Below are 18,078 nucleotides of genomic sequence, written 5' to 3'. Positions count from 1 at the left end.
TCTTCAGGCTTATGCTTCTTCTGCGCCATGGCGCCATCCTCCAAAGGCCCGAAAGCCTACTTCACGGAGGACCACTTTCCAGGGAGCAGGCCACGCGCCGGCTCCGCTACCGCGACGATGTGTGATGCGATCATCCGCCTAGGAGACGAGTTACCAGGAGAGTGTCAGAACCACCCACCCAAAGCATGATGCCGTTCCGCAGACAGTTTACGCCGCACTGTAGAGTAGACGCAGCCTCTAACCGTGAGGCTCTTGGCGTCGCCGTGCGTCGACAATCGCTTCTGCCTGAATGATGAAAAGGCTTAGGTCATCTGTTGAGAGCCCAGCTGCTGCTGCCATCAGCCGACTTCGCAGAACCGCGTCATGCGTCTGCTCGACGTCGCCAGCGCCCAAGCCGAGCAGCCAGTCGGTCGAAGTGCTGAGCACTGTCGCTATGCGGACAAGAGTAGCGAGGTCGGGTTCTCGCGTTCCGGCGACATAATTTCCATAGCGGCGTTCTGTGAGACCTGCTCTCCGAGCGACCTCGGCATGCGAAATGCCCAGCTCCTCAGCTCGCTTCCTCAACTGTGTGGCGAATAGCTCCATCGGAACGAATTGTTCCTGACGGCACCAACACGTCCATGTACGATACGTGGTGTGCTATAACCACATATCGGGCGCCCAACGGCGCGGCATGGGCAACGAGGCAGACGTGACGAAGAAGAATTACACGTTAGAAAATATCATCCTCTTTCCGGTCCTCGCCGTCGGCATTTATTGGTGGTTCTTTTCGGGCCCTTCCACATCGGAGAGAGCCAAACCTTCAGTCACGCAGGAGCAAGTTGATAAGGAGTGCTCGCTCGACATTAAATGCTGGGCGAGCAAATGGCAGGCGGAAGCTGGTATTGATTGCAGAGGGCCTATTCAGCGTTTAGCGAAGAACAACTTCGAATGGACCGATGGCTTAGCAGATCCGAAGCTTCCCAAAGCACAATGGCTTGACGCGCAGGGGAAAAATATCCGCTACTTCGGCAGCGCGATAAAATTTCAGAACGGGTTTGGTGCCTGGATTATTCACACCTACGAGTGCGACTACGATCCCGTCTCTCGTCAGGTGCTTGCCGTGAGGGCCTATCCTGGGCAGCTGTGAGCGATGGCGGAGGCCCTCACTCCGGCTGAGCGGTTCTCCCTCTATCTCATATGGGTATACCCCAGCGAAGCACCTTCGTGAGACAGAAATCATGTCTCATTTGGATTGACTTTTAATTTATGAGGCACCATAAAGTCAGGATCTAGAACCAAATGAGACAGAGGCGGGGCATAGAGATGACCAACCAGACTTTCGGTTATGCGCGGGTCAGCACCACAGACCAGGATTTGGATATCCAAGAAGCTGCCCTGTGCGCCGCTGGCGCCACCGTCATCCGCTCCGAAAAGAAGTCGGGAACGACCGCCAAGGGGCGCACTGAGCTTCAGACCTTGATCGAGTTCGCCCGCAAGGGTGACGCCATCCTAGTTACTCGCATCGACCGCCTCGCCCGTTCCATCGCGGACCTCGCGACCATCGTCGCGATGCTGGAGGCGAAGGGCGTCACGCTGCGCGCCACCGAACAGCCAATTGACACCTCGTCTGCCGCTGGCCGCGCCTTCCTCCAGATGCTTGGCGTGTTCGCTGAATTTGAAACTGCCATCCGCCGCGAGCGGCAGCTTGAGGGTATTGCCAAGGCGAAGGCCGAGGGAGTGTACAAGGGGCGCCCCGCCTCCATTGACCCCTCCCAGGTGAAAGCCCTTGCGGCCGAAGGCAAGGGGGCGTCTGAGATTGTGAAGATGCTCGGTATCAGCCGCGCCAGCGTGTACCGGGCACTGGGAGCTTAAAATTGCAACCAGTTGCAAACTTAGCTGACGTAGCCTGCTGCCTACTTGGATGGAATTAACCCCAACCCGCTGCCAAAGCCTCGGCTTGGCGCACGACAAGATCGACGGCGGCCTTCTGGAGATCAGGAGGATAGCCATATCGTGCCAACAGCTTACGGATCTCGATCCGCATCTTGGCTCGAACGCTCTCCTTGCGCGTCCAGTCGATCGTTGCGGAGCTTCGGATCGTTTGCACAAGAATCTGGGCTAGGATGCGAAGTTGCTCATGGGCCATCAGAGCCTTCGCAGAGCCGTTCTCCGCTAGAGCGTCGTAAAACGCTAGTTCCTCAGTATTGAGACCTAGCTCCGCACTTCGGGCGTTCGCCGCGCTGATGTCTTTAGCGAGGGCGATCAGCTCTTCGATCACCTGTACGCTATCAACTGCACGGTTATGGTAACGCCGCAGGGCGTCGTCCAGTCGATCGCTTAACTTAGTGGCCTCGACAATGTTCGATCGCGATCGCGCCTTGATCTCATCCGCCAGCAGCCGGCGCAGTGTCTCGACGGCAAGGTTCTTTTCCTTCGTCTGTCCGACTTCGGCGAGGAATTCGTCGGAAAGGATCGATAGGTCCGGTTGATTGAGGCCCGCCGACTTGAAAATGTCGAGGATGCCATCCGCCATCACCGCACGGGAAAGCAGTTGCCGAATGTCGCGCTCGATGCTTTCGCGTCCCCGACCCGGTCCGGTTGTGTACTTAATGAGATTGGCGCGGACAGCGGCGATCAAGGCGATCTCGTCTCGGCGTGCCGCCACGCGCTCATCGCCTGCGCTTAGCGCATAGGCAACCTCCAGCTTGGTCGCCGCCTCGATAAAGCCATCACGATGTCCGTTGGCCAAGACGTGTTCGAGGCACTGCTTGAGGATGGTCAGCCGTCCAGCCGGGCCGGCCGAGAAGAACTCGCGCCACGGCGTAACGTCAAGAAGTGCTTGGGCGCTCTCAAGCCGCGTCAGCGTCTGTCGAACTGCCTCGTCGGGATCGAGGCGCACCTGATCACGGTCTCGTGCGGTGTACTGCGCCAGCGCCGCCCGCAGCTCCGCGCCAATCCCGAGATAGTCCACGATCAGTCCGCCGGGCTTGTCGCCCCAGACCCGGTTCACGCGGGCGATCGCCTGCATGAGGCCGTGCCCGTGCATCGGCTTGTCGATGTAGAGCGTGTGCAAGGACGGTGCGTCGAAGCCGGTCAACCACATATCGCGCACGATGACTAGATCGAAGCCCGAAGCCGGGTTCTTGAACCGCTCGGCAAGCGTCTCAAGGCGCTTCTTGGTCCGCAAGTGAGGTTGCAGCGGCGCGGGATCGGCATTGCCGTTACCGGTAATAACGACCTTCAACATGCCGGCAGCGTCGTCGCGTGCATCGGCCGAGACCCAGTCTGGCCGCAGCGCCGCGATCTGATCGTATAGCTCGACCGCCACGCGCCGGCTGATCGTGGCGATCATGCCCTTGCCGCCGGCCATGGCCTCGCGACGACGCTCGAAGTGCTCGACGATGTCGGTCGCGATCTGGGCAACCCTGTCGGGTGCCCCCACCACCTCCTCGAACCGGGCGATATTGCTCTTGCCGCGCTCGATCGCCGCTTCGTCGCCCTCCGTCAGTTCCTCGGCGAGCGCGTCCAACTCGGCCCGCTCCTCGTCCGTGAGGTTGAGGCGGAGCCTGGCTAGTCGGGCCGTGTAGTGGATCGGCACCGTCGCCTCATCGGCAACCGCTTGGGTCATGTCGTACGTGTCGATCACCTCACCGAAGACACCGACCGTCGAGCGGTCCTTGTCGTCGATCGGCGTGCCCGTGAAGCCGATGAAGGTAGCGTTCGGCAGAGCCTGTCGCAGGTATTCGGCAAATCCGACCTGTTCGCGCACGCCGCCGTCTGCGATGACGAAGCGCTTCTTAAACCCGTATTGCGTCCGATGTGCCTCGTCGGCGATCACCACAACATTGCTGCGGGGCGTCAGCAGCGGATGCTCGCCTTCGTCGCCTCGAAACTTCTGGATGGAGGTGAATACGAGGCCGCCGATATCTACTGTGAGCAGGCGTCGCATCTCGTCCGCACTGTCGGCTTGGGCCGGGGTGGTCCGGAGGGCGGCGCTGTGCGCGTTGAAGGTGCCGGCGAGCTGATCGTCGAGATCGTTGCGATCCGTAACGACAACGATCGTTGGGTTCTTGAGCGCCTTGGCGAGCTGGAGCTGACGAACGAAGAACAGCATTGTGAGCGATTTGCCAGAGCCCTGCGTGTGCCAGACCACGCCGCCCCGGTGCTGGCCGCCGACGCCTGCGGCCTCGATGGTAGAGGCGAGCGCCTTACGAACTGCGTGGAACTGGTGATAGCCGGCGAGCTTCTTCGACTTCACGACGCCGTCGATCACCTCGAAGGCAACGTAATCGACGATGAGGTCGAGGAAGCGCTCGGGCGCGAAGACGCCGCGGATCAGCACTTCCAGTTCCGAGCGGCCGGTGTCGTCGAGCGCGGAGCCGTCAATCGATCTCCAGGGGGCAAATCGATCCAGGCCGGCTGTCAGCGAGCCAATGCGCGCTTGGATACCATCACTAATAACAAGCATCTGATTGAACCGCAGCAACTCGGGCACCTTGGTTCGATAGTTCCGGAACTGCGTATGCGCCCGCTCCAACGTCGCCTGGGCGTCCGAGGGGCTTTTCAGTTCCAAGAGAGCCAGAGGGAGCCCGTTGACGAACACCACCAAGTCAGCCCTGACAACATCGCGCTTGTCTGCGCCCTGGACAATGAACTGATGCGCGACGAGCAGACGGTTGGCGTTGGGATCGGCGCGTTCGAGCAGCCGCAGTCCTACGGTTCGCGTCTCGCCGTCCTGGTTGATCTCGACCGGAACGCCGGATACGAGAAGCGGATGGAAGGCGCGGTTGTTCTCGATCACGTCCTGGCTTGGCGTTGCTAGAACAGCTCGTACCGCCGCATCGATCATGGCCGGCGTTGCATCGGGATTCAGCGTTGCGAGAGCACTGCGCAGTTCGGGTTCAAGTACCGCCTGCTTGTAGCTGCTGCGCGCGCCCATTGGGCCATCCGGCGCAAGATAGTCACCCGGAACGGTCTTCCAGCCGATCAATTCGAACCAGGACAGGGCTGCTAGTTCAACAGCTTCCTCACGAAAGCCCGCAGCCGCAGATTCCGTCGCGACGGGGTAAACGTCCGTCATGCGGCGGCTCCGTCATCGCTCTGCAAGACAGCCTGCTCCGCCTCCCAATCGACCCGAACGTCCTCGTACTGGATTGGGTCCAGAGCATGCAAAATACGGCTGGGCAGGAAGGTGGAGCCTGCGATCTCGACTATCTCGTATTCATCATCCAACGATGCGTTGAACACGCCAAAATCTTCATATCGGCTCTGTTCAGCCTTAGCGACCGGGGCAGGTGCACGGCTCCAGGCAACATCAAACAGGAAGCTTGCCAGCGTGTCGCACAAGCCGCCGAGCATCATTGCGTGCTGGCGTTCGAGGGTTCCCCAATCAAGCGACCCGCCGTGTCGAAGGTTCGGGATGTTGCTGAGTTCGGCCAAGGCAGCCGCTGTCCCATTAATCGAACCCAGAAGCTTGGCTATGGCGGCGTTTATCCTATCGGCATCCGGATGGTTGGGAACCGAGAAGTCCATCGCCTTTATGATACGGCTATTCCGACTTGGGAACTCGATCACATCGCTTAGATCGATCCCGAGCTGCGGTGCGATAGTTTCATGAACGGCCTCGAAAAGTGTTCTCACTCGATGGAGACAGAGTTGAGGTTCGCTCTGAATGGTCGCTTCTAGCGCTTCGACATGCCGATGCAACGATGCTGCCCGATCAGGATGAGCCTCGATAAGCGCACGGAGCATCTGGAGTGCGAAGGCCATTAGGCAGCGGAGACCTTCTTCTCGACATCGGCGATCCGCAGTTCGCCGGAAATCAATCTAGGGAGAAGCGCGTCCCGGAACTGGGCGAGGGTGCGGGATTGTTTTGCCGCACTAATCATTCGAACGATCATGTTATCACATACGTCGCCGAAAGCTCGTAGCACCGCCTCGCCTGGCCAGACAAACCTAACTGTATCCAAATCCTTCTTTCCGAGGTGTATTACCGTAGTCCCAACAGCGCTGGCTTCGAGATCAGCCAGCGGCGCGTGGAGAGCAAGAGCCACGAAGGATTTAGGGATGTTAGCGGCTGGCTCAAAATGACATACGCGCTGATTTAGATAGGCCGGTTCACCGTGCCACAGATGACATCTGAACTCCCCGTCCATACCAACGACAATGTCGCCCGGCTCAATCACGTGGGCCGCCTTATGCTGCTCGTCGGTAAAGATTGAGGGCTGGTGCGAACTCAGATCGCGCACCCTGATTAGAGGAAGTCCTGTTCCATCGGTGTTGAAGCGCGACGACGCAAACGGAGCACCGTACACAATGCGGGCAAAGTCATAGACGCTGCGGCTCGTCCAACTTCTTGGCGTCCCGTCCTCGCCAAAACTCTTCGGAAACAACGCGGCAATGTCATCGGATAGTCCCGTCGGACGACCTTCCATCTTGGCGTGGACGGGGTCGAAATCGACGAACCAGCTCTTGAACAGCGCCCGCGCCATCGCCTCCAGCGTCTCCGCCATCCGCAGGTTCAGGTCGATCTTGTCGTCGAGTAAGCTGAGTATCTCAGCGATCTTTTCCTGCTCGGCTCGTGGCGGCTTGAGAACCGGCAGTGCATAGAAGGCGGGGCGCGTCGTTGACGGGATAGGCGAGCCATCGTCGACGTTGTCGAGATCGATGGTTTGGAGTTGGTAGTACGCCCAACGCAGGTTGAAGGGCTTTCTGGGCTGCAGTGAATAGGCAGTGTCGATTACCCAGTAAGGCTCTTCTGTGTAGTGGACTCCTCGATAGGCGCCTTTGCGGCCGACGATAACGCCCGGCCCGCTCCAAAGAGCTTCCGTATGCCAACCGATAGGGCCATTCGTGCCAAACACCCGCGCAGCATTGGTCACTTGGCCGTAAGTGCGTAGCGCCCTGCCGTACTCCAGCGTGGCTAGGTCGCCCCACGTGACCAACTCCCATTCACCAGCCATAGCCGACCCCGGCTAAAGCCTTGCGAATGCGTTCGTCTAGACCCGCTCCTTCGACCACCTGCTCGCGCAAGGTTGCCGTCAAGCGCTTCATCCGATTGTCGAACGGCTCCTCTTCCTCGTCGGCCACCGCCGTCCCAACATAGCGACCAGGAGTGAGAACGTAGCCCTGCGCTGCAATCTCATCTGTCGTAGCCGACTTGGCGAAACCCGGCTCATCCGCATATCGGTCGGCCGTCTCCCGCCAAGCGTGGTAGGTGTCCGCCACCTTGGCAATGTCCGCGTTCGTCAGCATCTTGAGCGTACGTGTCTGCATCGTGCCAAGACCGCGCGCATCAATGAATAGGGTCTGCCGTCGCCGATCACGGAGTTTCATGTCGCGCACGAGCCCGTTCGACTTGTCGCGGGTCACGAACCAGAGGCAGACAGGTATCTGCGTCGTGAAGAACAACTGCCCTGGCAGGCTAACGACGCAGTCAACGAGGTCGGCATTGATGATTGCTCGCCTGATCTCACCCTCCCCCGACTGCTGACTTGACAGGGAGCCGTTTGCGAGCACGAAACCGGCATAGCCATGAGGGGCGAGATGATGGATGAAGTGCTGGACCCAGGCAAAGTTTGCGTTGCCGATCGGCGGAACACCATATTGCCAGCGATCGCCAGAGCGGAGCCGATCGCCGCCCCAGTCGCTGTCGTTGAAGGGCGGGTTGGCGAGGACAAAGTCAGCCTTTAAACCGGGATGGAGGTCCTCGTGAAAGCTATCCGCCCACTTCGGGCCGAGGTTCGCTTCGATACCTCGGATCGCAAGGTTCATCTTGGCGAGCCGCCACGTGGTAGGGTTCGACTCCTGACCAAAGATAGACACGTCGTTGCGCTTGCCGTTGTGGGCCTCAACGAACCGTTCGGACTGGACGAACATGCCGCCCGAGCCACAACACGGGTCGTAGACGCGGCCCTTGAAGGGCTGGATCATCTCCACCAGCAACTGCACTACACAGCCGGCCGTATAGAACTGGCCGCCGCGTTTTCCCTCGGCGATGGCGAACTGGCCGAGGAAGTACTCGTAGACGCGCCCGAGCATGTCCTGGCCGTGGTGCTCGTCCTGGAATGTCAGATCGGAGAAGAGCTTGATGACCTCGCCGAGCTTGGTCTGGTCCAGTTCCGGGCGGGCGTAGTTCTTAGTCAGGACGCCCTTAAGGCTCGGATTTTCGGATTCGAGATCGAGCATGGCGCGATCGATAAGAGCGCCGATTGTCGGGTCGGTACTCGTTGCGTTCGCCTTCAGGTAATCCCAGCGCGCGCTCTCGGGCACCCAGAAGACGTTGTCGCCAACATAAAGGTCCCGCTCGTCGACGAGGTCGATTTCTTCAGGGTCCGCTAGGGCCGTTGCCCGCCGCTCCTCAAAGCGGTCGGAGATATACTTCAGAAAGATGAGGCCGAGTGCGACATGTTTGTATTCCGAGGCATCCATATTGCCTCGCAGCTTGTCGGCGGTGGCCCATAGCGTCGTCTCGAACCCGTTCGCGGCCTTGGACGGTTTGGCCTCAGTCTTCGTCGTTCCTGGTTTCCGTCCTCGTGGCACTGGATTCTCCCTAGCTAGCCGACAGCACAATAGCGGTGCTGCGGAACGATACAAATGACTCGTTTGGCATGTGATAGGGCGACAGCCCGGCACTGTGCCTTGCTCTCTGAGCCGTTTCGGCGCTCACTCGATCTATCGAATTGCAACCAGTTGCACCATAGGGCCTCTCCTCAAGTGCTTTCGGACCTTCTGCTGCCCGTTGCATGCGACCGGTTTCGCCTAGATCGGCTTGAGGTGCGATAGGTCGACCCCATCGAATTTCACTTTCGCCATGACCTCGGCGAGCGTCTTTGGACGGGTGCCCTGCCCATATCGCTCCTCGACGCCGCCTGACCTTGCCCAGCCGCCCAACGCCCGCGTGGCGTCAATCGGCGACCCCGCCTCGCGCAAGGCATCACGGAACCCATGCCGGAACGAATGGAACGACGTGCCCGCCGCTTTCACGCCCAGCGTGGTTTTCGACCAGTACGCAAACCTCTTTTGGAACACGTCGGCAATTTGGTCCTGGCCCTCGCCGGGGAGATCTGGAAATAGAGCTTCGGCGCCCTTCGCCTTCATCGCCTCGGCATGGTGCACCAGCGCGCGGCGCGCCTCGGCGAACAAGTTATCGACTGTCGCCGCCGCCTTGCGCGCCTCAACAGTCGCCTTCCGGTAGTCGGTTGTCTCAAGCGCAATCCAGAGTTCCCGCTTTCCGATGACGACTCGCAGTTCATCCGGCACCCTCCGCCGGTAGGTGTATGCGCTGCCTCTACGGACCAATCCGGGGACCTGTGCCACGTCTCGCGCCTTCCTTGTGTAGCGAGCCTGTGTAGCAGTCACCCGTTCTAGGTTCTTGATTTTCTGAGATATTTTCACCGATCAACCACTTAGGTTGTGGATGGTGGGCCCGGCAGGACTTGAACCTGCAACCAGACCGTTATGAGCGGCCGGCTCTAACCATTGAGCTACAGGCCCGCCGCGGAGGGCGGAGCCGCTCCGGCGGAACTGGGCGAACGCTAGCAAATACCCGCCGCCACGCCAACACTTGGCGCGTAACACCGCCGGTATCGTCCACCGCCGTATTGCCGCCGCCATTGGGAGGTGGTTTGCATCGGCTGCCGCTGCGTCGGCGCGACACCATTCTGTTTCAGGGAATGCGCACTATGAAACTCGCCAAGGCCGCTCTTGCCGCCACCCTCGTCTCGGCCAGCCTGGTCGGGGGCCTGTCGTCCCTCGCGGCACAGGAGGCCTCCGGCGCACCTCGGCGGCCGACGCTCACCGTCACCGGCGAGGGCCGGGCTACTGCCATCCCCGACATGGCGCGCTTTTCCACCGGCGTGGTCAGCGACGGCAAGACCGCGCGCGAGGCGCTCGATGCCAACAGCACGGCGGTGGCCGAGATGATCGCCGCGCTCAAGGGGGCCGGCATCGAGGCGCGCGACATCGCCACCTCCGGCTTTTCGGTGCAGCCGCAATATGCGCCGCCGAAGAAGGATTCCGCCGAGCCGCCGCGCGTCACCGGCTATCAGGTTCAGAACACCGTGTCGGTGCGGCTGCGCGACCTTGCCCGTCTCGGCGACCTGCTCGACAAGATGGTGACCTCCGGAGCCAACCAGATCGGCGGCATCGCCTTCGACATCGCCGAGCCGGCCAAGCTGGAAGACAAGGCGCGGGTGGCAGCGGTGGAGGATGCCCGCCACCAGGCTGAACTCATCGCCCAGGCAAGCGGCGTGCGTCTGGTGCGCATCGTCGCCGTCACCGGCAATGGCGGCATGCGTCCGATGGGGCGGGCGATGGCGGCGCCGATGCTGATGAAGGCCGATTCGGTGCCGGTCGAGGCCGGAGAGACCGAGGTCCAGGCCAGCGTCTCGGTGACCTACGAGATCGAGCCGCGCTGAGGCGCGGTCTCCGGTACCAGCAGTTCCAGCGCCTGCGGCACCACGCGATAGTGGAGCGGCAGGCGCTCGCGGGTCAGCTCGCCATCGGTCGAGACCCAGGTGCGCTTGCGCCCGCCGCGGCTGATGACGATATCGTGGCCGGTGAGGCTGACGATGCCGGGATTGCCGCGCCAGTTGTCGGTCATCAGATCGGCGCCGGCCTTCAGTTTGGCAAGCGCCCCCCGGTCCTCGACGATGTGCACTTCGAGCAGGTCCTCGTCGAGCCGTCCACGGCGCCAGCCCGGCCCGGTGAAGCAGTTGACGGTGACCAGCGCCGAGAAGGCGGCGAAGTGCCGGCTCTGCCCGTCCACCTCGACATCGATATGGATGCGGCCAGTGCGTCGCAGGGCGAGGAAAGCGGCGATCGGCACCGCAAAGAAGCGGCCGAGCCCCCAACGCCGTGCGGTTTCCCGCGCCCGCGCCATCTGGCTGAAGAAGCCGAAGCCGGAAATGGTGTGAAACCGTCGCCCGTTCAGCGTGCCCATGTCGACGCGCATCGGCCGGGCGGTATCAAGCGCGTCGAGCGCGGCGCCGATGTCGGTCGGCATGCCGATGTCGTGCGCCAGCAGGTTCATCGTGCCCAACGGCAGTATGCCGAGCGCCTTGCCCGAATGCTCATGGCAGCGGGCCGCCAGGCTGACGCTGCCGTCGCCGCCGCCGACGATCACCGTGTCGTGCGGGCCGCGCCCGCTGGCGCGGATGGCGCGCACCAATGCTTCGCCGGTCAGCAGATGCACCTCCACCTTGCGCCCGTCGCGGGCGAGCCGTTCGGCGACCTCCCGGCGCACGGCTTCGCCATCGTGGTTTTGCAGGGTGCCCGCCTTGGCGTTCAGCAGGACGAGAACGTGACGCATGATGTGGCTCGGCAATGGGAGCAAGAGGAGAGAGGGGCGGGAACGGGCGTGTCGGCCTCGGACGGAGCGGCAACGGTGGCGCGGCGGATGGGTTCCACCCGTCGCGTTCGGCGCGCGACGATGGGGCGTTTGAAGCTGCCGTGCCGGAAAATTTGTTGCAAGTGCATGCTCGACGCGGATGAGGACGTCCGATTAGGCTGCCAGCATGGCAAGGCGGGGAGCGGCCGGCAATGGCGCGGATCAGCGGACGATCCATGGTTCGGCTGCGGGCGGGGTTTCTGGTGCTCGCGGCGCTTTCTTATCTGTCCTTCGTCGCCGGGCGCTGGACCGCAGCGCTGTTCTCATTAGGGTTTCTGTGGGCGGCGGCGATCGGCATCCTCGTGGCGCTGCTGCTGGCACTGGCGGCCAGTCGTCTCGACCGCGTCGCCTATCTGATCATCGCCGCCATCGTGACGCTGTTTGGTGCTTTCACCGCCTATGATTTCGCCCGCGGCCCGATCGACTTCTCCCAGGGCACCGCGACGGTTCTGGCGTTCATCGCCGCCCTTTTGCTGGCCGCCGCCTTCTGGGATTTCGCCAATCTGCTGCGCGAATTTCGCGCCTGGGCAGCGAGCCGCGCCGAGGCTCCGCGCTAGCCCCTGCGGCCGAGCCAGGCGCGGATCGCCCGCGCTAGCCGAGGCCTTTTTCTCGCCGTCGTCGCCGTCCGGCCGCCGGCGTCTGGCCGCATGGCCGCTTTCTGGGCGAGCCTGTCGCGCTCCTCGGCCATCCGAGCTTCGGCCATCCGAGCTTCGGCCATCCGTGCTTCGGCAAAGGCGGCCTTCGCCGCTTCCGGCTGCGCTGGGCCGCCCACCCCTTCGGCAAGAGCGGAGGCGTAGGCGCGCAGGTCTTGCGCCGCGCCGCTCTCGCAGGCGCGCCGGAGCGCGTGCAGCGCCAATTGCCCGATCGCCGGATCCGGGCTGGCGCGCAGCCCCTCGCCGGCGAGCCGGCAGAAGGCCGGCACCGCGCCGGTGATGCTGCGCCTCATCCAGTCGAGGCCTTCTTCGGTGCGGCCGCTGGCGAGCAGCAGGCGGCCATAATCGAACTGGCCGCGATAGTCGCCGCCTTCCGCGCCGCGGCGATACCAGCGCAGGGCCACCTGGGGGCGTGCCGGCCGATCCCAGCCATTCTCGAGGTAGCGGCCGATCATGGTGGCCGCCTTGATATGCCCGGCACGCGCGGCGCGGGCGTAGAAAACCAGCGCCTGCCGGCGATCGGGCAGGGTGCCATTGCCGGCCAGCAGCAGTCCGGCCAGATTGAACTGCGCCCAGGCGTCGCCCATCTCCGCGGCGCGACGATAGCATTGCGCCGCATGGGCCGGGTCGATGGGGGTGCCCCAGCCATGCTCATGGCAGCGTCCCGCCATGGTGATGCCTTCGGCGCTGCCGGCAGCGGCGGCGATGTTGAACCAGCGCAGGCTGGCCTCGGCATCGCGTGCCGTGCCGGTGCCGTCGAGCAGCATCCGGCCCCAGGCGAGCTGGGCGTTGACGAGGCCGTTCAGCGCGCCGGCCTGCACCCAGCGCGCGGCGGCCTGCGGACCTTCGGCGATGCGCGCCCTCAATTCGTCGGCGCCCATGCGCTTCAGCGCTGCCAGGGAAATCCATTCATCGGCCATGCGCGCGCGATCCACAAATGAACGGCCATGTGTCGTTGAGGTAACAGTGGCGGTCCGGCGTCCATATTGGGACGGAAATAGGGCATCGAATTATGTAATGGCAAGGAGTTGGGCATTGATTCAATTTTTAACAATTAAAAACAATGTTCATCCTGGCATTCCAGACGGGTTAGACTTTTGAATCTCTAAAAAACATAGAGTTTGAACTGAGTTAGACTCTTCCTTTATCCGACTGATGTTGGCGTGCTCACCAGGGGTTGGATGAATGACGAAGATGAAGACGCTAAGGCCATCGGTATCCGGTGCCGCCTTGACCACCGGTCTGGCGATGACGATGTCGGCGATGCCGTTGATGGATGCGCAGGCCCAGCAGGCCGCCTCCACTCCGAGCTCGACGGAGGAACTCCCCACCGTCACCGTCGCGGGGGACAATGCGCCGGCCAACGCGCTGGAGGCGACCACCGGCTTGGCCCGCCTGCCCGGTACCATCCAGGATACTCCGCAGACGATCACCGTCATCTCGCAGGAGACGATGCAGCAGCAGGGCGTCACCACGCTCGAGCAGGCGCTGCGCAACGTCCCGGGCGTCACCGCCGGTATCGGCGAGGGCGGCGGTGGCATGAATGGCGACCAGTTCCGCATCCGCGGCTTCCAGGCCAAGGGCGACATCTTCGTCAACGGGCTGCGCGATTTCGGCGTCTATGTGCGCGACAGCTTCGCCTATGAGAGCGTCGAGGTGTTCAAGGGCTCGTCCTCGGAGAGCTTCGGTCTCGGCACCACGGGCGGCGCGATCAATGCCACGCTGAAGGCGGCGCATCTCGGCGACAAATACGACGTCGAGGGCCAGTTCGGCACCGGCCCGCTCTATCGCGGGGTGTTCGACATCAACAAGCAGTTCAACGACACGTCGGCCTTCCGCATCGTCGGCATGGTCAATGAGCAGGATGTCGCCGGCCGCGACAATGTCGAGTCGAACCGCTACGGCTTCATGGGCGATCTCGGCTTCGGCCTCGGCACCGACCAGACCCTGCACATCAACTATCTCTATCAGCACGGCGACCGCACGCCGGACTATGGCGTGCCGGTGGTTACGCCCGGCTTCAACGACGTTGCGCGCTTCGGCTCGCTCGGCAAGCCGGTGACGGAATGGGGCGTGCCGCGGTCCACCTTCTACGGCAAGGTGACCGATCAGGACGTCACCGACACCAACATGCTGACGGTGAGCTTCAACCGCGAGGTCAATGACTGGCTGACCTTCACCAACGACACCCGGGTCGGCTACTACACCCGCGACTTCGCGACCACCGTGCCGGGGTGCGGCACCGGCACAACGCCCGCCGCCTACAATGCGAGCTGCACCGGCCAGTTCTTTGATGGGCTCAATCCGGCCATCGCGTTCGGTGGCGGCAATCCCGGCTTCTATCAGGAGTCATGGAGCGCGCAGAACATCTCGACGCTGACCGCCAAGTTCAATACCGGCAGTCTGCGTCATGAGATGGTCGCCGGTCTGGACCTGAATACGGTCAGCGATGACCGCACACTGGTCTCGGTGGCCGGCTCGAAGGGTACGTCGACGATGTACGACCCGGTCTTCGAGAACACGACCGGCTACTACCTCTTCTCGAATCCGTTCGCCAATAACGGTATGCGCACGTCGCAGGCGGACGATGTCGGCCTGTTCATCAGCGACCGCGTCTGGTTCACCGAAACCTTGTCGGTGCTTGGCGGCGCCCGCTACGACAACTACACCGCCACCAACAATGTCTGGTGCGTCGCGAGCAGCACGGTAACGTGCCCGAATGGTTCGAACAGCTGGACTGACGCGAATACCAAGACCGACTTCTGGAGTCCCAAGGCCAGCGTGATCTGGGAACCGACGCAGTTCCAGACCTATTATGTGACCTGGGCGAAGTCCTTCACTCCGCAGGGCGCATTCCCGACCAACGACATCACCGTCATTAGCCCGACCCAGCCGAACCTTGATCCGGAAGACAACGAGACCTATGAGGCCGGCTTCAAGGTGTCCGTGCTTGAAGGACGGCTCGGCTTTACCGGCGCCATCTTCCGCACCGACAAGAGCAACGCCTTCTACACCAATCCGGTATCATTGCAGCCGGTCGACACCGGGCAGAACCAGCGTGTGCAGGGCGTCGAGCTGGGCATGACCGGCAACGTGACCGACGCCTGGACGATCCAGGCTTCCTACGCCTATTACGACAGCGAAGTTCAAACGAGCCCCGCGACCACCGGTGCCAATGCTCTGCCGGCCAACTATTACAAGGGCAAGGAAGTCCCGTTCGTCTCGCCGAACAACTTTACCCTCTGGACGACCTACAACCTCAGCAAGCTCTGGACGCAGATTCCGGGCGAACTGCTGGTCGGCGGCGGCGTCACTTACGCGGACGAGTACTTCACCAATGCCGACAACACGGCGATCATCCCGGACACCTTCTCGTTCGACGCGCTTCTCTCCTACAAGCAGGGCAATTATCGCGTCGCCCTCAACGGCTACAACCTGACGGACGAACTGAACTACTCGGCCGGCTGGGGCAATCGCGCCGTGCCCGCTTCGGGCCGCACCTTCACTCTCACGGTGGGCGCGACTTTCTGACCAAACGGAACATTGTTCCGAACCGACCGTCTCACTTCCGGGGGAGGGCAGGCGACACCTGCTTTCCCCCTCTTTTCATTTGGATGCATCCCATGCTCGTGACCATTCCCGACGTGCTGACCCGCGAGGAGGTCGCTCATTGCCGCCGCGTGCTGGAATCCTCGCGCTGGGTCGATGGCCGCACCACCGCCGGGGTGCAGGCCGCCATAGCCAAGAAGAACCTGCAGATCCCCGAGGATTCCGCCGAAGCGCGCGAACTCGGCGATCTCATCCTGAGGGCGCTCGGGCGCAACCCGGTGTTCAACTCCGCCGCCATGCCGCTGCGGGTGTTGCCGCCGATGTTCAACCGGTACGATGTCGGCATGGAGTTCGGCGCGCATGTGGACAGCGCCATCCGCGCCATTCCCGGCACCGGCGCGCGCATGCGGGCGGACGTCTCCAGCACCCTCTTCCTTACCGATCCCGAGGAGTATGACGGCGGCGAACTGGTCATCGAGGACACGTTCGGTGGCCAGGAAGTGAAGCTGCCGGCCGGCCACATGGTGGTCTATCCGGCGAGCAGCCTCCACGCCGTGAGGCAGATCACCCGCGGCAGCCGCTGGTCGAGCTTCTTCTGGAGCCAGTCGATGATCAAGGACGACGGCCGCCGGGCGCTGCTCTACGATCTCGACGTCGCCATCGTGCAGACCCGCGAGGCGGTGCCGATCGATTCCCCGGCCGTGCTGTCGCTGACCAACGTCTATCACAACCTGCTGCGGCAATGGGTCGAGATGTGAGGCATCCGGCCTTTCGGCGGCGGCGAACACATTGACGCCATGACGGTAAGCGCTATCTCTCGCCGGTTCCTCCCGCGAGAGATATCCATGCCTGCGCTCACCTCATTGTTTCCGCCTGCATTGCTGCCGATCCTGCTGCTCACGGCGTCCAACATCTTCATGACCTTCGCCTGGTACGGCCATCTCAAGCACAAATCGGCGCCGCTCGTCATCGCCGTGCTGGCCAGTTGGGGCATCGCCTTCTTCGAGTATTGCCTTGCCGTACCGGCCAATCGCATCGGCTCGGCCGTCTACGCGACCGCCGAGCTCAAGACCATGCAGGAGGTCATCACCCTCATCGTGTTTGCCGGCTTTTCGGTGTTCTGGCTGAAGGAGCCGCTCGGCTGGAACCACGCCATCGGTTTTGCCTTCATCGCGCTGGGGGCGTGGTTCATCTTCCAGAAGTGGTAGGCCAGGGCCTCACTCGCCCGGCGCGAGGCGCAGCAGCCGCCCCTCGCCGGGATCGTCGGTGAGCAGCCACAGTGCCCCGTCCAGCCCCTGCCGCACGTCGCGGATGCGCTCGCCGCGCTCGGTGAGCAGCGACTCCTCCTCGATCACCCGCTCGCGCGTGGGATCGAGCCGCAGCCGCACCAGGCGGGTGCCCGAGAGGCCGCCGGTGAACAGGTCGCCCTTCCAGCGTGGAATGAGGGTGCCAGTGTAGAAGGCGAGTCCGGCCGGCGAGATCGAAGGATCCCAATATTTGACCGGCTGTTCCATGCCTGACCTGGCGGTGCCTTCGCCGATCGTCAGCCCGGAATAGTCGCGGCCATAGGTGATCACCGGCCAGCCGTAATTCTTGCCGGCTTCGGGGTGGTTCAGTTCGTCGCCGCCGCGTGCGCCGTGCTCCACCGTCCACAGCCGGCCGGTCTGCGGGTCGATGGCGGCGCCCTGCACGTTGCGGTGGCCGAGGCTCCAGATCTCCGGCCGCGCATTCGCCGTCCTGGCGAAGGGATTGTCGGCCGGTGCCGAGCCGTCGGGGTTGATGCGCACGATCTTGCCGATATGGGTGGAGAGCTTCTGCACCTCGCCGCGCAGCGAATAGCGGTCGCCGAGGGTGACGAACAGCGTGCCGTCGCGGCCGAACGCGAGGCGCGAGCCGTAATGGCTGGAGCCGCCGGCGGCCGGCTGCTGGCGGAAGATCACCTCGAGGTTCTCCAGCCGGGCGCCGCCGCCGTTCTCGCTCAGCTTCGCCCGGGCGACGCTGGTGCCCGAACTGCCCTCGCGCGGCTCGGCATAGGAGAAATAGATCAGCCGGCTGGTCTCGAAATCCGGTGCCGGCACGATGTCGAGCAGCCCGCCCTGGCCGCTGGCATAGACCGGCGGCATGCCGGCCACCGGTGCGGAGACGGTGCCGGACCGGTTGACGATCCGCAGCCGGCCGGGCCGCTCCGTCACCAGCATGCGCCCATCCGGCAGGAAGGCGAGGCTCCACGGATTCTCGAAGCCGCTGGCGACGGTTTCAAGGCTCATCGTGCCGGCGGAGGTGCGGATGCTGGCGGGCGCCGCATCCTGTGCCGGCACCGGAGAGGCGAGCAGGGCGAGGGTGAGGGACAAGGCGGCGATGCGGAAGGGGCGGATCACGATGCTCTCCGGTTGGCTCTCCGGCCGGGCGACCTTACGCATCGTTAGAGCAGAGCGGGCGGCACAGGCAATGGCCGGTGCCGACAACGTGCCGCCGGCGCGGTCAAACCCGCGTCACCGACCTCCA

General features: G+C 63.0%; 16 protein-coding genes and 1 tRNA gene. 7 read left to right on the top strand and 10 right to left on the bottom strand.

Features of this window, described 5'->3' with window-relative positions; translation table 11 throughout:
• Positions 1 to 237: 237 nt before the first annotated feature.
• Positions 238 to 585, bottom strand: coding sequence for a helix-turn-helix transcriptional regulator (locus J2X65_RS20410; protein WP_310204952.1), 348 nt, complete (start codon positions 583 to 585; stop codon positions 238 to 240).
• A 106-nt stretch (positions 586 to 691) separates the two neighbouring features.
• Here J2X65_RS20410 and J2X65_RS20405 point away from each other — a divergent pair, with 106 nt between their 5' ends.
• Both J2X65_RS20405 and J2X65_RS20400 read left to right on the top strand, forming a co-directional pair.
• Positions 692 to 1,129, top strand: a complete 438-nt coding sequence (locus J2X65_RS20405; protein ID WP_310204948.1) for a hypothetical protein — start codon at positions 692 to 694, stop codon at positions 1,127 to 1,129.
• A 176-nt stretch (positions 1,130 to 1,305) separates the two neighbouring features.
• Positions 1,306 to 1,854, top strand: coding sequence for a recombinase family protein (locus J2X65_RS20400; RefSeq protein ID WP_310204945.1), 549 nt, complete (start codon positions 1,306 to 1,308; stop codon positions 1,852 to 1,854).
• 55 nt (positions 1,855 to 1,909) lie between these two features.
• Here the strand turns inward: J2X65_RS20400 and J2X65_RS20395 are convergent, their stop codons facing one another.
• The 6 genes from J2X65_RS20395 to J2X65_RS20370 form a co-directional block, all read right to left on the bottom strand.
• Entirely contained in the window at positions 1,910 to 5,062 is a 3,153-nt protein-coding gene (locus J2X65_RS20395; protein WP_310204943.1) for a type I restriction endonuclease subunit R, read from the bottom strand.
• Positions 5,059 to 5,751: an abortive infection family protein gene (locus tag J2X65_RS20390; protein ID WP_310204939.1), complete on the bottom strand. Its 693-nt coding sequence runs from the start codon at positions 5,749 to 5,751 to the stop codon at positions 5,059 to 5,061. Before J2X65_RS20390 ends, J2X65_RS20395 begins: the two co-directional genes overlap by 4 nt.
• The gene (locus J2X65_RS20385) at positions 5,751 to 6,944 is read right to left on the bottom strand and encodes a restriction endonuclease subunit S (RefSeq protein WP_310204936.1); all 1,194 of its coding nucleotides are present in this window, start codon (positions 6,942 to 6,944) and stop codon (positions 5,751 to 5,753) included. Before J2X65_RS20385 ends, J2X65_RS20390 begins: the two co-directional genes overlap by 1 nt.
• Positions 6,934 to 8,523, bottom strand: coding sequence for a class I SAM-dependent DNA methyltransferase (locus J2X65_RS20380; protein WP_310204933.1), 1,590 nt, complete (start codon positions 8,521 to 8,523; stop codon positions 6,934 to 6,936). The genes J2X65_RS20385 and J2X65_RS20380 overlap by 11 nt, the downstream gene beginning before the upstream one ends.
• 219 nt (positions 8,524 to 8,742) lie before the next feature.
• A complete protein-coding gene (locus J2X65_RS20375; RefSeq protein ID WP_310204930.1) occupies positions 8,743 to 9,300 on the bottom strand; it encodes a DUF6538 domain-containing protein in 558 nt (185 codons plus the stop codon).
• 101 nt (positions 9,301 to 9,401) lie between these two features.
• A tRNA-Ile gene (locus J2X65_RS20370) sits at positions 9,402 to 9,477 on the bottom strand.
• 188 nt (positions 9,478 to 9,665) lie between these two features.
• On the opposite strand from J2X65_RS20370, the gene J2X65_RS20365 reads away from it, so the two are divergent.
• Positions 9,666 to 10,400 carry an SIMPL domain-containing protein gene (locus J2X65_RS20365; protein ID WP_310204927.1) on the top strand — a complete coding sequence of 245 codons (735 nt, stop codon included), beginning with the start codon at positions 9,666 to 9,668 and terminating at the stop codon, positions 10,398 to 10,400.
• Here J2X65_RS20365 and J2X65_RS20360 read toward each other — a convergent pair.
• A complete protein-coding gene (locus tag J2X65_RS20360) occupies positions 10,379 to 11,293 on the bottom strand; it encodes a diacylglycerol kinase family protein (protein ID WP_310204924.1) in 915 nt (304 codons plus the stop codon). The two genes, J2X65_RS20365 and J2X65_RS20360, sit on opposite strands and share 22 nt — an antisense overlap.
• Before the next feature lie 230 nt (positions 11,294 to 11,523).
• Between J2X65_RS20360 and J2X65_RS20355 the strand changes: the two genes are divergently transcribed.
• On the top strand, positions 11,524 to 11,928 hold the full coding sequence (locus tag J2X65_RS20355; protein WP_310204921.1) for a hypothetical protein: 405 nt from the start codon (positions 11,524 to 11,526) through the stop codon (positions 11,926 to 11,928).
• Here the strand turns inward: J2X65_RS20355 and J2X65_RS20350 are convergent.
• Positions 11,925 to 12,944 carry a tetratricopeptide repeat protein gene (locus J2X65_RS20350; RefSeq protein WP_310204914.1) on the bottom strand — a complete coding sequence of 340 codons (1,020 nt, stop codon included), beginning with the start codon at positions 12,942 to 12,944 and terminating at the stop codon, positions 11,925 to 11,927. The two genes, J2X65_RS20355 and J2X65_RS20350, sit on opposite strands and share 4 nt — an antisense overlap.
• A 265-nt stretch (positions 12,945 to 13,209) precedes the next feature.
• Here J2X65_RS20350 and J2X65_RS20345 point away from each other — a divergent pair, with 265 nt between their 5' ends.
• The 3 genes from J2X65_RS20345 (at position 13,210) to J2X65_RS20335 (ending at position 16,781) form a co-directional block, all read left to right on the top strand.
• On the top strand, positions 13,210 to 15,555 hold the full coding sequence (locus tag J2X65_RS20345; RefSeq protein WP_310204912.1) for a TonB-dependent receptor domain-containing protein: 2,346 nt from the start codon (positions 13,210 to 13,212) through the stop codon (positions 15,553 to 15,555).
• A 92-nt stretch (positions 15,556 to 15,647) separates the two neighbouring features.
• Positions 15,648 to 16,331, top strand: coding sequence for a Fe2+-dependent dioxygenase (locus J2X65_RS20340; RefSeq protein WP_310204909.1), 684 nt, complete (start codon positions 15,648 to 15,650; stop codon positions 16,329 to 16,331).
• An 87-nt stretch (positions 16,332 to 16,418) separates the two neighbouring features.
• Entirely contained in the window at positions 16,419 to 16,781 is a 363-nt protein-coding gene (locus tag J2X65_RS20335) for a DMT family protein (RefSeq protein WP_310204906.1), read from the top strand.
• 9 nt (positions 16,782 to 16,790) lie between these two features.
• Here J2X65_RS20335 and J2X65_RS20330 read toward each other — a convergent pair whose 3' ends face one another.
• A complete protein-coding gene (locus tag J2X65_RS20330) occupies positions 16,791 to 17,924 on the bottom strand; it encodes a PQQ-dependent sugar dehydrogenase (protein WP_404977766.1) in 1,134 nt (377 codons plus the stop codon).
• Positions 17,925 to 18,078 lie beyond the last annotated feature (154 nt).

The sequence above is a fragment of the Ancylobacter sp. 3268 genome (genome assembly GCF_031456575.1).
Classification (GTDB): Bacteria; Pseudomonadota; Alphaproteobacteria; order Rhizobiales; family Xanthobacteraceae; genus Ancylobacter.
This window is presented reverse-complemented; position numbering and strand designations above follow the sequence as displayed.

Excerpts from the sequence above, each read along its gene's own strand:
- J2X65_RS20400 (WP_310204945.1), top strand. The coding sequence starts at position 1,306 with ATGACCAACCAGACTTTCGGTTATGCGCGGGTCAGCACCACAGACCAG.
- J2X65_RS20340 (WP_310204909.1), top strand. The coding sequence starts at position 15,648 with ATGCTCGTGACCATTCCCGACGTGCTGACCCGCGAGGAGGTCGCTCAT.
- J2X65_RS20345 (WP_310204912.1), top strand. The coding sequence starts at position 13,210 with ATGACGAAGATGAAGACGCTAAGGCCATCGGTATCCGGTGCCGCCTTG.
- J2X65_RS20350 (WP_310204914.1), bottom strand. The coding sequence starts at position 12,944 with ATGGCCGATGAATGGATTTCCCTGGCAGCGCTGAAGCGCATGGGCGCC.
- J2X65_RS20335 (WP_310204906.1), top strand. The coding sequence starts at position 16,419 with ATGCCTGCGCTCACCTCATTGTTTCCGCCTGCATTGCTGCCGATCCTG.
- J2X65_RS20355 (WP_310204921.1), top strand. The coding sequence starts at position 11,524 with ATGGCGCGGATCAGCGGACGATCCATGGTTCGGCTGCGGGCGGGGTTT.
- J2X65_RS20365 (WP_310204927.1), top strand. The coding sequence starts at position 9,666 with ATGAAACTCGCCAAGGCCGCTCTTGCCGCCACCCTCGTCTCGGCCAGC.
- J2X65_RS20390 (WP_310204939.1), bottom strand. The coding sequence starts at position 5,751 with ATGGCCTTCGCACTCCAGATGCTCCGTGCGCTTATCGAGGCTCATCCT.
- J2X65_RS20395 (WP_310204943.1), bottom strand. The coding sequence starts at position 5,062 with ATGACGGACGTTTACCCCGTCGCGACGGAATCTGCGGCTGCGGGCTTT.
- J2X65_RS20360 (WP_310204924.1), bottom strand. The coding sequence starts at position 11,293 with ATGCGTCACGTTCTCGTCCTGCTGAACGCCAAGGCGGGCACCCTGCAA.
- J2X65_RS20410 (WP_310204952.1), bottom strand. The coding sequence starts at position 585 with ATGGAGCTATTCGCCACACAGTTGAGGAAGCGAGCTGAGGAGCTGGGC.
- J2X65_RS20385 (WP_310204936.1), bottom strand. The coding sequence starts at position 6,944 with ATGGCTGGTGAATGGGAGTTGGTCACGTGGGGCGACCTAGCCACGCTG.